Here is a 13283-nt window from a genome sequence, read left to right as displayed (position 1 = left end):
CGGCGAACGAAAACGGACGTCGGGAGAGATAACCTCAACCAACCGAACCGCCGGATGCGGATCCGCCTGTCCGGTGGTGTGGCAGGGGGAGTAGGGAGTTACCCTCTCTACCCCCCTATGCCGATTGCGCCCGGCATGGGCAGAGAGACTGCTGCCCCCGAAGATGACCTGGGGGTGATTTGGGCACAGGGAAGAGGCTCGGCTATGGTGGCCAGAGGAGTACAGCCGGACATCCATGGACCACGACAAGACCCCCCCCCGTACCCGCCCAACCCCCTGGAATCCTGCCCAAGGGGACGGTCATCGCCAGCCGCTTCATCCTTGAGGCACTGGCGGGCCGCGGAGGGATGGGCAGCGTCTATCGCGCCACGGACGCCACCACGGGTGGCACCGTGGCCCTCAAACTGCTGCATGGCGTCACCTCTCCAGAGGTGGCCTACCGCTTCAAACGCGAGGCCGTGCTGCTGGCCGAGTTGCGCCACCCCGGCATCGTTGCCTACGTGGCGCATGGCTCCACCGAGGCGCACCAGCCCTACCTGGCCATGGAGTGGCTGGAGGGAGAGAACCTGTCACGGCGACTGGCCCGCCAACCGCTGTCGCTGCCAGAGACGCTGACACTGCTGCACCGGGCAGCCGAGGCGCTCGCGGTAGCCCACCAACAGGACATCATCCACCGGGACCTCAAACCCTCCAACCTCTTGCTGAGAGGGGGTCGGCCGGAGGAGGTGGTGCTGCTGGACTTCGGTCTGGCACGCCATGCGCATCCCACGCTGGTTGCGGTGACGGGGACGGGCATGGTGGTGGGCACGCCGGGGTACATGGCGCCGGAGCAGGCCTCCAGTGCGCCAGAGATTCCTCCCGCCGCCGACATCTTCTCGCTGGGGTGCGTGCTGTACGAGTGCCTCACGGGCAAGCCGCCCTTCGCGGCGCCCCACTTCGCGGCCACGCTGGCGAAGATTCTGCACGCCGAGCCCACGCGCCTGGAGGTGCTGCGCCCGGGGCTGCCGGCTGGCCTGCAGGTGCTGGTGGACCGGATGCTGGCCAAGGACGCGCGGCGCAGGCTGCCGGACGCAGCCAGACTGGTGGAGGCACTCGTGGCAATGGAGTCCGTCCCCGAACTGCTGCTGTCGCAGGCCGGGCCGGAGCTGCGTCTCGACAGCGGGACGGAGGCCGAGCAGACGCTCGTCAGCGTCCTGCTGGTGTCTCTCGCGGCCGGGTCCCAGGAGGAGACGGCGGATTGGAACCAGGGCGTGGTGCTGCGTGACTCGTTGCGCACGTACCTGGCGCCGCTACTGGGTGCCCGGGTGGAGCTACTGGCGGACGGCTCGCTGGTGGCCACGTTGGTGCCCGAGCGTGGCACAGCCACGGACCAGGCGGTGCTGGCGGCGCGCTGCGCCCTCACGTTCAAGGAGCGCTGGCCGGAGGCCGCGGTGGTGCTGGCCACGGGCCTGGGCGTCCTCAACGAGCGGCTGCCAGTGGGCGAGGCCATGGACCGAGCGGGGCGGCTGCTGCACCTGATGGGGAGCACACCCTCGGCCAGCGTGGTGATGGACGATGTCACGGCCGGGTTGCTCGGGTCGGGCTTCCAACTCTCCCGAGCCGATTCAGGCGCCTTCGTCCTGCAGGGCGAGCGGCTCGACGCCGACGCCTCCCGTCCGTTGCTGGGCAAGCCCACTCAGTGTGTGGGCCGGGAGCAGGAACTGGCGCTGCTCGACTTCACCTTCACCGCGTGTGTGGAGGAGTCCGCCGCGCGGGCCCTGCTGGTGACGGCCTCTCCCGGCACGGGCAAGTCCCGGCTGCGCCACGAATTCGTGCGCCGCCTGGAGGGCCGGGAGCAGCCGCCTCTGGTGTTGCTGGGGCGCGGAGACCCGATGAGCACGGGCGCCGCGTACGGCCTGCTGGGTCAGGCGCTGCGGAGGCTGTGCGCAGTAGGAGAGGGCGAGAGCCTGGAGGCGCGGCGGACGCGGTTGTACCAGCGGGTGGCCTTACACCTGTCGGAGGCCAGGGTCCAGGAGGCGGTGGAGTTCCTGGGCGAGCTGTGTGCCATTCCCTTTCCCGAGGAAGACAGTCCCCGCCTGCGTGCGGCGCGGAGCGACCCGTGGTTGATGAGTGCGCAGGTGGGCCGGGCCCTGGTGGTCTTCTTGAAGGCGGAGTGTGAGCGGCAACCGGTGCTGCTGGTGCTGGAGGACCTGCACTGGAGCGATGCGCTGACGGTGACGCTGGTGGATGGGCTGCTGCGGGAACTGGCCGGGCAGCCCTTGCTGGTTCTGGCGCTGGCACGGCCCGAGGTGAAGGAACTCTTCCCGGGAATGTGGGCCAGGCGCCTGCAGGAACTGCCGCTCCAGGGCTTGAGCCGCAAGGCCAGTGTCCGGCTGGTGCGCGAGGTGTTGGGGCCGCAGGTGCCGGAGTCCGTGGTGCAGCAGGTGGTGGAGCAATCCGATGGCAATGCCCTCTTCCTGGAGGAACTCATCCGCATGGCGGCGGAAGGGCGCGGGAAGGAGGCACCGGAGACGGTGCTGGCGGTGCTGCAGGCGCGCCTGCTGCGGATGGAGCCGGGGTTACGTCAGGTCCTGCTGGCCGCGAGCATCTTCGGCCGCTCCTTCTGGCTGGAGGGCGTGGGGGAGCTGTTGGGCCGCCACGGCGAGCGGACGCAGTTGGAGCAGCATCTGCGGCTGCTGGTGGAGCAGGAGGTCATCGAGCCATGGCCCGACAGCCGCCTTCCCAATGCGGCCGAGTACCGGTTCCGCCACGCGCTGGTGGGGGATGCGGCCTATGGCCTGGTGCCCGACAGCCAGAAGCCCCTGGGCCACCAGCTCGCAGGGGTGTGGTTGGAGCGGATGGGCGAGCCCGATTCACTGGTGCTCGCCACGCATGCTCAGCGGGGGCAGCAGCCCGAGCGTGCCGTTCACTTCTACACCCGGGCCGCCGAGCGGCTCTTCGAGCGCAATGACTTGCATGGGACGCTGCGGTGCGTGGAGACGGCCCTGGCCTGTGATGTGGGCAGCGAGGACCTCACCCATCTGCGGGCGCTCCAGGCCATGGTGCTCTTCTGGATGGCGCAGATGTCCAGGGCCGTGGAACTGAGCATCCCAGCGTTGGCCGGACTGAAGGCCGGCAGTCCGTTGTGGTGCCGGTTGATTGGCAACCTGCTCATTGGCGGCGCCAGTGCTGCCCATCCGGAGCAGATGGCGGAACTGTGCGGGTTGCTGGTGCGCACCACGCCGGAGCCCGAGGCGGTCGAGGCTTATTTGGAGGCCGTCTCCTTCATCGGGGCCACGCACATCTGGTCCGGCGAGCGGCAGCAGGCGCAAGCCCTGCTCGGGCGGCTCATGGAGGTGGGCGCCGACGCGATGACCCACTCCCCCATGGCCCGGGGATTTGCGCGCATGTCGCAGGGCTACTTCCTCCACTCCTTCGACGCCAGCCCATGGCGGAGCTTCACGGTGCTCGAGCAGGGTCGGCGGGATTTTGACTCGGTGGGCTCGGAGCGGAACACGAATTTCATCCGGTTCCCCTTGGGGTTGAGCCTGATAGCAGCGGGAAATCCGCAGGGGGCCGTGGAGCTGCTTCGAGAGACGCTGGCCTTCGCCAGACTGACGGAACACCATTTCCTGCTGGAGGGTTCCTTGTTCATCCTGGGCTTGGTGCTGTCCGAAAGCCCCGAGTTGGAGGAGCGGCGGGAGGCGCACGCCTGGGCGCTCGAGTTGTTGGGGCGGGAGCTCGTCCTTCCCTTCCTCGCGGGAATGACCCATGCCCTGCTGGCGCGGATGACCGCGGCGGGTGGCGCGCTGAGCGAAGCCGAGTCTCATGCGCTCAAGGCGTGTGAGCTGCTGAGGCCGTTCCCGGCCTACCTGGTGTTCGCGCGCACCGTCCTCAGTTCCATCCTGCTCGTCCAGGAGCGCATGGAGGAAGCCCGGCAGGAGGCGGAACTGGGCGTGGGGGCGTTGGAGCGGATGTGCAGCGAGGGCGTCTACGCGGTGGGCATGTACCTGGCGTTGGCGGAAGCCTGCTTCGCGCAGGGGGATGCGAGTGCGGGAGACACGGCCCTGAGCAAGGCCGTGAAGTGCGTGAGGGCCCGCGCCGGTGACTTCCCCGAGCCCAAGGCCCGAGAGCGCTTCCTGCGCCAGGTGTCCGAGAACGCCCGGACGCTGGAACTGGCCCGCCAGCGCTGGGGCGAAGCCACGGAATAGGGCCTCGAAGCCATGGGGATGGCCGTGGACACCCTGTTGGCCTGGCAGGACACGCCCGCCGGTCGAGCCAATCTGGCTGCTGCTTTGCATGACGTGCTGCATCAAGCGTAGATTCCGAGTATTCCTCGGAGCCAGAAGCCCATCTCTCGGGACAGTGGACGCTCCGGACTCCGGGCGGGCAAGGAGGCTTGACCCTCCTACAAGCGGCAGTGATAAGGGCCCTCCCGAGCGTTATTTGAAGTCATCTCCCGCATCCCAAGGAGGCAGTTCATGGCTCGTGAAGTGGTGATCGTCGGCGCGGCGCGTACCCCCATCGGGGCCTTCCAGGGAGCCCTGTCCAAGCTGACGGCCCCGCAGCTCGGCGCCATCGCCATCCAGGCGGCGCTGGAGCGCTCGGGCGTTTCCCCGGCCCAGGTCAACGAGACGATCATGGGCTGCGTGCTGCAGGCGGGCGTGGGCCAGGCCCCGGCGCGTCAGGCTGCCATCTACGCCGGCATCCCCGACACCGTTCCCGCCGTCACCCTCAACAAGGTGTGCGGCTCGGGCCTGAAGGCGGTCATCGCCGGCGCCCAGGCCATTGCACTGGGTGACGCCGAGGTGGTGGTGGTCGGCGGCATGGAGTCCATGAGCAACGCGCCCTACGTGAGCCACACCATGCGTGGCGGCGCCCGCATGGGCAACGTGGAGTTCAAGGACGCGATGATCCTCGACGGCCTGTGGGATCCCTACGGCAACGTCCACATGGGCAGCTGCGCCGAGGAGTGCGCCGTCACCCAGGGCATCAGCCGCGCCAACCAGGACGAGTACGCGCTCGAGTCCACCAGGCGCGCCATCGAGGCCCAGAAGGCCGGCCTGTTCACCCGGGAGATCGTCCCGGTCACCGTGCCCGGCGGCAAGGGCGGTGACGTGGTGGTGAGCGAGGACGAGGGCCCCAAGAACGCCAAGCCGGACAAGATCCCCACGCTCAAGCCCGTCTTCAAGAAGGACGGCACGGTGACGGCGGCCAACGCCTCCTCCATCAACGACGGCGCCGCGGCGCTGGTGCTGATGAGCGCCGAGCGCGCCAAGGCCGAGGGCCGTACCGTGCTGGGCCGGATCGCCGGCTACGCCGGGGCCGCCCGCAAGCCGGTGGAGTTCACCATCGCTCCGGCGGACTCCATCAACAACCTGCTGAAGAAGACCGGTCACAAGACCACCGACGTGGACCTCTGGGAGATCAACGAGGCCTTCGCCGTGGTGGCCCTGGCCAACAACAAGCTGCTCGGCCTGGAGGCCTCGAAGGTGAACGTGCGCGGTGGCGCGGTGGTGCTCGGTCACCCGATCGGCGCCTCGGGCGCGCGCCTGTTGGTGACGCTGGTGCACACGCTGCAGGACACGAACAAGAAGCGTGGCGTGGCGTCGCTGTGCATCGGCGGCGGCGAGGGCATCGCGCTCATGGTGGAGCGCTAGTCCAACACGGGACGAACACTCCCTCTCCCCCTGGGAGAGGGGCGGGGTGAGGGTCTATCGGCCCTCGCCCCGTTCTCGTAGGAGGGGTTCATGAACAAGATCATCGCGAGCGCGGACGAGGCCGTCCGCGACATCCCGGATGGCGCCACGCTGATGAGCGGCGGCTTCGGGCTGTGCGGCAATCCCGAGAACCTGATCGCGGCGCTGCACCGCAAGGGGACTCAGGGACTCACCATCATCTCCAACAACTGCGGCACCACCGAGCTGGGTCTGGGAATTCTCCTCAAGGCCAACCAGGTGAAGAAGATCGTCGCCAGCTACGTGGGCGAGAACAAGGTCTTCGAGCAGCAGATGCTCTCCGGGAAGCTCGAGGTGGAGCTCAACCCGCAGGGCACGCTGGCCGAGCGCATCCGCGCCGGTGGCTGTGGCATCGGCGGCTTCTTCACCCCTTCGGGCGCGGGTACCGAGCTCGCCAAGGGCAAGGAGACGCGGATGATCGACGGGCGGCTGCACGTGCTGGAGACGCCGCTCAAGGCGGACTTCACCATCGTGCGCGCCTGGAAGGCGGACACCTGGGGCAACCTGGTGTTCCGCAAGACGGCCCGCAACTTCTCGCCGATGATGTGCATGGCGGGAAGGGTCACCATCGTCGAGGCCGAGCACATCGTGCCCGCCGGTGAGATCGATCCGGATCAGGTGCACCTGCCCGGCATCTTCGTGCACCGGATCATCCAGTCGAAGAATCTCGAGAAGTGGATCGAGCGCCGCACCGTTCAGAAGAAGGCCTGAGAGGACGCCATGCCCCTGACCCGTGAGCAGATTGCCCAGCGCATCGCCCAGGAGCTGCGCGACGGCTATTACGTGAACCTCGGAATCGGCATCCCCACGCTGGTTGCCAACTACATTCCGAAGGGCATCGACATCATGTTCCAGTCCGAGAACGGCATTCTCGGCATGGGACCGTGGCCCATGGAGGGCGAGGAGGATCCGGATCTCATCAACGCCGGCAAGGAGACGGTGACGGTGGTGAAGGGCGCCGCCTTCTTCGACTCGGCGCTGTCCTTCGGGATGATCCGCGGCGGCCATGTGGACCTGGCCGTGCTCGGCGCCATGGAGGTGAGCGAGGAGGGAGACCTCGCCAACTGGATGATCCCCGGCAAGATGGTGAAGGGCCCGGGCGGCGCCATGGATCTCGCGGTGGGCGCCAAGCGCGTCTTCGTGACCATGGAGCACGTCAACAAGGAGGGGAAGCCGAAGATCCTCAAGAAGTGCTCCCTCCCCATCACCGGCCTCAAGTGCATCAACCACATCGTCACCGAGTACGCCCTCATCGACGTGACCCCCCAGGGTCTCGTGCTGCGCGAGTTGGCCCCCGGCGTGACGGTGGAGCAGGTCCAGGCGATTACCGAGCCCAAGCTCAAGATCGCCCCGGACGTGCGTGAGATGAAGATCTGAGGCCCTTGGGTCTCGTGTCGTTCCCGCCGCGGTCCCTCCCCCCGGGGCCGCGGCGGAATACCCCGGCCGGTATGGAGGTCGAATAAGGTCCATGCTGCTGCCGGATATCCCCATTGAATTGACGATCGAGCGGCTCGGTCAGCTCGGAGAGGGCGTGGGCTCGTACGAGGGCCGCACCGTCTTCGTGCCCGGCACCTTCCCCGGCGAGCGCGTGCGCGTCCGCCTGGAGCACGAGGGCAAGGTGGTGCGCGGGCACCTGATCGGCGACGTGCTGGCCCCCAGCCCGGACCGGAGGCGCTCGCCGTGTGGTCTGAGCGCGCGGTGTGGCGGGTGCGACTGGCTGGAGTTGTCCGAGGCCGCCCAGCGTGCCGCGAAGCAGGAGATCGTCCTCTCCGCCCTGGAGCACCTGGGCCGGCTGAAGCGGGACAGCTTCGCGGTGCGGCCCCTGCTGATCGCGCCCACGGAGTTCGGCTACCGGCGGCGCGCGGTGCTGCACTTCCTCAAGGACGATCTTTCCTACTTCGGGCGGCGGAGCCATGACCGGGTGCCGGTGGACGAGTGCGGCGCGTTGGTGCCGGCGCTCGCCACATTGCCCGGGAAGCTGGGGCCGTTGCTCAAGCCGGTGGCGCGGGACGCGGAGGAGGTGCACCTGCTGGCCGAGGGCGGCAAGGCGGCCTTCGCGGTGCTGCTGAAGGGGCAGGCGACGCCCCGGCACGTGGAGGCATGCGACAAGGCGGTACGCTCGCTGCGGCTGGAGGGGGCGGTGCTGGTGCCGAAGGAGGGCTCGCCGCGCATTGTTGGCAAGCCGGTGCTGCGCTCGGTGTCGCCGCTGCGGCCCGAGGTGCCGCTGTACCTGCGCCCGGACGCCTTCTCCCAGGCGCACGCGGAAGCCAACGTGGGGCTGGTGACCTCGGCGGTGTACGAGCTGGCCCCGCGCGAGTCGGATGCGGTATTGGAGTTGTACTCGGGCAACGGCAACTTCACGTTCCCGTTGGCGGCGAGCGCGGCATCGGTCTTGGGGGTGGAGTCCTCTCCGGCCTCGGTGGAGTTGGCCCAGCGGAGTGCGCGGGAGGGTGGGGTGGCCAATGTGCGGTTCCACCAGGGGGATGCCCGGAAGGTGTGCGAGGGCCTCATCCGCGAGGGGAAGCGGTTCGACCTGGCGCTGGCGGATCCTCCCCGGACGGGGGCGCCAGGGCTCGCCCGGTGGCTCAAGGCCCTGGGGGTGAGGCGGGTGGTGTACGTGGCGTGCGATCCGGGCTCCCTGGCCCGGGACGCGGCGGGGTTGGTGGAGGCCGGTTACAAGCCGCTGGCGCTCCAGGTGGTGGACATGTTCCCCCAGACGCACCACGTGGAGTCGGTGATGTCTTTCGAGCTGCCCGCGTAGACACCCGGCGGCTCTCAGGAGTCTGTTGTGGAGATCTTCAAGGAGTTCACCTTCGAGGCGGCCCATCGCCTCCCCAATGTGCCCCCGGGGCACAAGTGCGCCCGGCTGCATGGCCACTCCTACCGCGTGACCCTGCATGTTCAGGGACCCGTGGGCGCGGACTCGGGTTGGGTGATGGACTTCGCCGACCTCACCGAGGCCTTCAAGCCGATCCACGCCCAGCTCGATCACTACTACCTCAATGAGATCGAGGGGCTCTCCAACCCCACCAGCGAGAATCTGGCGCGGTGGATCTGGCAGCGGGTGAGGCCCCGGCTCCCGCAGCTCTCCCAGGTGATGGTGCGGGAGACCTGCACCTCGGGCTGTATCTACCGCGGCGAGAACGACTGAGCTCACTCTCGCAGCAGTATCCCTCCGTCGATCACCAGCTCGCTGCCGGTGGTCCATGGTGCGGCCAGCAGGTGCACCACCGCCTCGGCCACCTCCTCGGGTTTCCCGAGCCGCCCCAGCGGATGCAGCGCCCCCAACGTGGACAACTGGGCGGAGATCCTCCGCTCGAGTTCCACGCCCTCGGGAGGCGCCTCGCCAGGAGCCAGGCGCGGGGCCCTGACCATCTCCGTGTCCACCACTCCCGGACAGACGGCGTTGGCCCGGATGCGCCGCGCGGCGCCCGCGAGAGCCAGTGAGCGCATCGCCGCCAGCAACCCGGCCTTGGCCGCGCTGTAGACGGCGCTGGTGGGCAGCGGCCTCAATGCCAGCGTCGAGGCGATGAACACCATGCCGCCTCCGTCCTCCAGGATCGACAGCGCCTCCTCGCCCAGGCGCAGCGGGGCCACCAGGTTGATCTCCAGTTGGGCCCGCAGGGCGTCCTCGGAGATGTGACCGGGGATCTGGTGCTCCACGACTCCCGCCGAGTGCACCAGTCCATCCAGCCCGCCCAGTGCGTCACGGGCCCGCCCCAGCAGGCCCGCGCGTTCGGCGGGGGAGGCGAGATCGCAGGGCAGGGCCACCGCCCGACCGGGCCAGGCGCGGACCACTGCCTCCAACCGCTCCGCCCGGCGCCCCGTCACCGCCACCCGGCCTCCGGCCCGCAGCAGCGCCTCGGCCACCGCGAGGCCCATGCCGCTGCCACCGCCCGTCACCAGCACCTTCCGCGTCCCCACCGGCCGGGTGCTCACCACCGCTCGCCCTCCGCTTCCGGCGTGCTCGCCGCCGCCGGGTAGTACGCCCGGCCTTCCACTGGCACCAACCCACCGGGGGGCTCGGGCACCTCCACTTCGTCATGGGGGATGAAGGCCGGACGATCCACGCACAGCACCGTCTGCTCGATCGCCCGCGGATTGTCGTAACGGTGCGGAAGGTGCTTCGGCCACCGGAAGCCCGTGCCCGCCAGCACCGGCCGGCCCTGGAGCAGCAACCCGTGGCCCAGCACCAGCTCGGACTCGCTCATCACCCGGTGCTCGTGGGTGGGGATGGTGCGGCCCGGAGCGATGCGCAGCCGGTAGATGCCCACGTGCTCGTCCTGGAAGAGGATGTCCACCCGCCCGAAGGGCTTGTCCTCCCTCTCGTACTGGTACTCGTCCGCGGTGCGGTGCACCTGCAGCGAGGCGAGGCCCGCCCGGCCCAGGGCCTCCGGTTTGGACAGCCGCAGGGTGACGGCCCGCACCGGGGCGCGCGCCGAGTCCTCCGTCGGCGGGGCGAGGATGTAGCGGCAGAGGGCCTCGGCGGCCGTCTCCAGCATGCGGAAGTCGGCCGACTCCAGCAGGAAGCGCAGCTCGCCGGACAGGCGCGCGTAGTCCACCGTGTCACGGAGGCTCCCCTCGGCGGCGGCCTTCCGGGTGTCCAGATAGAGGGCCACGTCGAGCTCCAGCGGCTGCGGCGTGCCGCGCTCGGCCGGGTACACCCCGACGATGCAATTCACCGGGAGCTGGCGCAGCTCGATGACATCCAGCGGGCGGCCCTGCGCGTCGCGGGGGGCGCTCGCGAAGGCATCGGAGGAAAGGCGGTTCATAGCTGGGCGCTCCGGGCTCCATCCACGGCGATCACCTGTCCGGAGATATAAGGGGCCTCGCGCGCCAGGAAGACCACGGCCCGGGCCACGTCCTCGGCCGAGCCCTCCCGCCCGAAGGGAATGCGGGCGAGCATGGCCTGCCGGGCGGCCTCGTCGAAGTCCTCCGGGAAGATGACCGTCCCCGGGGAGATGGCGTTCACCCGCACCCGGGGCGCGAGCTCCACCGCCAGTGCCCGGGTGAGCGCGAGCAGCCCGGCCTTGCTGGCGGTGTAGTGGGCGTAGTGGCTCACCACCCGCTCCGCGGCGATGTCGGTGAGGTTCACGACCAGCGGCTGGGGAGCGGCGCGCAGCGCCGGGAGCAGCGCCTGGGTGAGGAAGAAGGGCGCCTCCAGGTTGATTCCCATCATCCGGTGGTATTGCTCCCGGGTGATGTCCTCGAAGGCCACCCGCTCGTAGATGCCCGCGTTGTTCACGAGGACGTCGATGGCCGGGTGGGCCTGGCGCAGGGTCGCCGCCAGGGACTCCAGTTCCTTCGGGTCCCCCAGGTTGGCGCGGTGCACGGTGGTGGTGCGGCCCAGGGCGCGGGCCCGGGTGGCGACTTCCTCCGCTCCCTCGGTCGAGCGGTGGACGTGCAGGGCCAGGTCGTACCCCACCTCGGCCAGCGCCAGGGCGATGGCCTTGCCGAGCCGGATGCCCGCTCCGGTGACGACGGCTGTTGGCATGAATGTCTCCCTCGGGTGTTCCGCGTGCGGGGCGGATATACAGGAGAATCGGGGCAGGGTAGAGGCTGGTAGAACGCTGGGTGGAGAGGTTGCCAACCACATGGACGCACGCATCGTCGAGTTCGCCGAGGTCCTCCGCCAGAACGGGGTGCGTGTCAGCACGTCCGAGGTGGTGGATGCCGCACGGGCCACCGCCGAGGTGGGCCTCGAGGACAAGGCCATCTTCCGCTCGGTGCTGCGGACCACGATGGTGAAGCGCCACCAGGACGTGGACGTCTTCAACCGGGCCTTCGACTTCTTCTTCTCGGGGGCGGCCAAGACGTTCGAGGCGCTCGACAAGTCCCTGGCCCAGCAGATCCAGGAGCAGGGGCTCATCGAGGGCGACAACCTCACGATGCTCCTGTTCCAGATGAACCAGCTCTTCCCCGAGCTGTCCCCACTGGCCCAGGCGGCCCTCATGGGGGATCGGGCGAGGCTGGCGCAGATCTTCCGTTCGGCCACGCTGCAGCTCGACTTGTCGCAGATGCAGAGCTCGATGCAGACGGGCTTCTTCTCGCGGCGGCTGATGGTGGCGGCGGGGATGGATCGGGCGCGCTCGGAGCTGAAGGCGCTGGAGGAGGAGCTGCGCAAGCGGGGCCTGCCGGTGGAGGGGGTGGAGATCGTCTCGCGGCACGTGGCCGAGGCCATGCGCAAGGTGGAGGACGCGGCGCGGCGCGAGGTGAAGCGTCAGGCCGAGGCGCGCATCCGCAAGCCCACGGGCGGGGTGGTGGACAAGCCGCTGCACCAGCTCAGCCAGGCCGAGGTGAACCAGATGGAGTCCGCGGTGAAGACGCTGGCCGAGAAGCTCAAGGCCCGGCTGATCCGCAAGGCGCGCTCGAAGCGGAAGGGGACGCTGAACGTGCGCCGCACGCTGCGCCGCAACCTGCCGTGGGGTGGTATTCCCATGGTGCCCCGGTTCCGTGCCCGCCGCCCCGAGCGCCCCGAGGTCGTCGTCCTCTGTGACGTCTCGGACTCGGTGCGCAACGCGTCGCGGATGATGCTGCTCTTCACGTACACGCTGCAGTCGCTCTTCGTGCGCGTGCGCTCGTTCGTCTTCGTGTCGGACGTGGGCGACGTGACGCAGTACTTCAAGGAGCAGGAGGTGGACAAGGCGATCGACCTGGCCACCATGGGGCAGGCCGTGTCGCTCACCGCCAACTCCAACTACGGCCGGGCGCTCGCCATGTTCACGAGGGATCAGCTCGGCAGCATCACGCGGCGCACCACGGTGATGATCATCGGGGACGGCCGCAACAACTACAACGCGAACAACGCCTGGGCCCTCAAGGACCTGAAGCAGAAGTGCAAACGGCTCCTGTGGATCTGCCCCGAGGACCGTCCCAACTGGGGCTTCGGGGACAGTGAGATGCTCACCTATTCGAAGGAGTGCCACCAGACGGTGGTGGTGAACTCCGTGGCCGATCTGTCCCGCATCGCGGAGCAGCTCGTCCCCGCCTGAGAGAGACACCCATGTCCCGTTCCATGTTCGATGATCTCGAAGTGTCGCAGGCCAGCGCCATGGGGGCCGCTGACTCCCGCACGCTGCGGTTCGCCGCCCACGCCCTCACCGAGGCCGATCTTCAGGGCCTCATCCGCTACCAGGAGGCCTTCCTGGCCCATGTGGAGCAGGCGAAGCCGGGGGAGACGGCCGCGCTCACCACGGCGCATGAGCTCGGCCTGAAGGCTTCCGGGCTGGCGGTGAAGGTGGTGGAGCTGGGCAACTCCATGCTGCGCGCCTACGCCGGCCAGCGCTGGACGGCGCGCCGGCTGCGCACCCGGCTGGCGGAGCTGGAGCAGCAGGCGGATGCCACCGCGGCCGAGAAGGCCGCCAGGGCTCGCGACGAGCTGCACCGCGTCGAGAGCCTGGAGCCCCTGGCCCGGCGCTACGGGCAGGAGGCGATCGACCTGCTCAACCAGCACGAGGACCAGCTGGTGGCCCTCCACACCCGGATGCAGAAGGCCCTCACCCGGGCCTAGGGGGGCTCGCCCTCCTGCCCGCCAGGGCACTGGAACCGTTGCAATCCGCCGGGGCT

General features: G+C 69.2%; 11 protein-coding genes. 8 read left to right on the top strand and 3 right to left on the bottom strand.

Features of this window, described 5'->3' with window-relative positions; translation table 11 throughout:
• Positions 1–347: 347 nt before the first annotated feature.
• The 6 genes from AC16DP_RS22920 to queD all read left to right on the top strand — a co-directional run bounded on the left by AC16DP_RS22920 (position 348) and on the right by queD (position 8868).
• A complete protein-coding gene (locus AC16DP_RS22920; RefSeq protein ID WP_329725615.1) occupies positions 348–4190 on the top strand; it encodes a protein kinase domain-containing protein in 3843 nt (1280 codons plus the stop codon).
• Positions 4191–4460: 270 nt separating this feature from the next.
• Positions 4461–5639, top strand: coding sequence for a thiolase family protein (locus AC16DP_RS22915; RefSeq protein ID WP_329725614.1), 1179 nt, complete (start codon positions 4461–4463; stop codon positions 5637–5639).
• 90 nt (positions 5640–5729) lie between these two features.
• Positions 5730–6428 (top strand): CoA transferase subunit A, encoded by a 699-nt coding sequence (locus AC16DP_RS22910; protein WP_329725613.1) that lies wholly within the window; start codon positions 5730–5732, stop codon positions 6426–6428.
• Positions 6429–6437: 9 nt separating this feature from the next.
• Entirely contained in the window at positions 6438–7094 is a 657-nt protein-coding gene (locus tag AC16DP_RS22905) for a CoA transferase subunit B (RefSeq protein ID WP_047857818.1), read from the top strand.
• A 91-nt stretch (positions 7095–7185) separates the two neighbouring features.
• Positions 7186–8478, top strand: coding sequence for a class I SAM-dependent RNA methyltransferase (locus tag AC16DP_RS22900; RefSeq protein WP_329725612.1), 1293 nt, complete (start codon positions 7186–7188; stop codon positions 8476–8478).
• Positions 8479–8505: 27 nt separating this feature from the next.
• Positions 8506–8868, top strand: coding sequence for a 6-carboxytetrahydropterin synthase QueD (gene queD, locus AC16DP_RS22895; protein ID WP_329725611.1), 363 nt, complete (start codon positions 8506–8508; stop codon positions 8866–8868).
• Positions 8869–8870: 2 nt separating this feature from the next.
• On the opposite strand, the gene AC16DP_RS22890 is transcribed toward queD, so the two are convergent.
• Genes AC16DP_RS22890 through AC16DP_RS22880 form a run of 3 tightly spaced genes read right to left on the bottom strand, consistent with a single transcriptional unit; the run spans position 8871 to position 11211 of the window.
• A complete protein-coding gene (locus AC16DP_RS22890) occupies positions 8871–9656 on the bottom strand; it encodes an SDR family NAD(P)-dependent oxidoreductase (RefSeq protein ID WP_329725610.1) in 786 nt (261 codons plus the stop codon).
• The gene (locus AC16DP_RS22885) at positions 9653–10489 is read right to left on the bottom strand and encodes a dihydroneopterin aldolase (protein ID WP_329725609.1); all 837 of its coding nucleotides are present in this window, start codon (positions 10487–10489) and stop codon (positions 9653–9655) included. The genes AC16DP_RS22890 and AC16DP_RS22885 overlap by 4 nt, the downstream gene beginning before the upstream one ends.
• On the bottom strand, positions 10486–11211 hold the full coding sequence (locus tag AC16DP_RS22880; protein WP_329725608.1) for an SDR family NAD(P)-dependent oxidoreductase: 726 nt from the start codon (positions 11209–11211) through the stop codon (positions 10486–10488). Before AC16DP_RS22880 ends, AC16DP_RS22885 begins: the two co-directional genes overlap by 4 nt.
• 100 nt (positions 11212–11311) lie before the next feature.
• Here AC16DP_RS22880 and AC16DP_RS22875 point away from each other — a divergent pair, with 100 nt between their 5' ends.
• Together AC16DP_RS22875 and AC16DP_RS22870 are read left to right on the top strand one after the other, a co-directional pair.
• Positions 11312–12709, top strand: coding sequence for a VWA domain-containing protein (locus AC16DP_RS22875; RefSeq protein WP_329725607.1), 1398 nt, complete (start codon positions 11312–11314; stop codon positions 12707–12709).
• An 11-nt stretch (positions 12710–12720) separates the two neighbouring features.
• Complete coding sequence (locus AC16DP_RS22870) at positions 12721–13227, top strand: hypothetical protein (RefSeq protein WP_329725606.1); 507 nt, start codon at positions 12721–12723, stop codon at positions 13225–13227.
• Positions 13228–13283: the final 56 nt, after the last annotated feature.

The sequence above is a fragment of the Archangium sp. genome, from assembly GCF_057119385.1.
The sequence above is the reverse complement of the archived record's forward strand: the minus strand, read 5'-3'. Positions and strand labels throughout refer to the sequence as shown.

Bases quoted from the DNA above. Each gene is read 5' to 3' on its own strand.
- AC16DP_RS22920 (WP_329725615.1), top strand. From the start codon at position 348: ATGGGCAGCGTCTATCGCGCCACGGACGCCACCACGGGTGGCACCGTG.
- AC16DP_RS22915 (WP_329725614.1), top strand. From the start codon at position 4,461: ATGGCTCGTGAAGTGGTGATCGTCGGCGCGGCGCGTACCCCCATCGGG.
- AC16DP_RS22910 (WP_329725613.1), top strand. From the start codon at position 5,730: ATGAACAAGATCATCGCGAGCGCGGACGAGGCCGTCCGCGACATCCCG.
- AC16DP_RS22905 (WP_047857818.1), top strand. From the start codon at position 6,438: ATGCCCCTGACCCGTGAGCAGATTGCCCAGCGCATCGCCCAGGAGCTG.
- AC16DP_RS22900 (WP_329725612.1), top strand. From the start codon at position 7,186: ATGCTGCTGCCGGATATCCCCATTGAATTGACGATCGAGCGGCTCGGT.
- AC16DP_RS22885 (WP_329725609.1), bottom strand. From the start codon at position 10,489: ATGAACCGCCTTTCCTCCGATGCCTTCGCGAGCGCCCCCCGCGACGCG.
- AC16DP_RS22880 (WP_329725608.1), bottom strand. From the start codon at position 11,211: ATGCCAACAGCCGTCGTCACCGGAGCGGGCATCCGGCTCGGCAAGGCC.
- AC16DP_RS22875 (WP_329725607.1), top strand. From the start codon at position 11,312: ATGGACGCACGCATCGTCGAGTTCGCCGAGGTCCTCCGCCAGAACGGG.
- AC16DP_RS22870 (WP_329725606.1), top strand. From the start codon at position 12,721: ATGTCCCGTTCCATGTTCGATGATCTCGAAGTGTCGCAGGCCAGCGCC.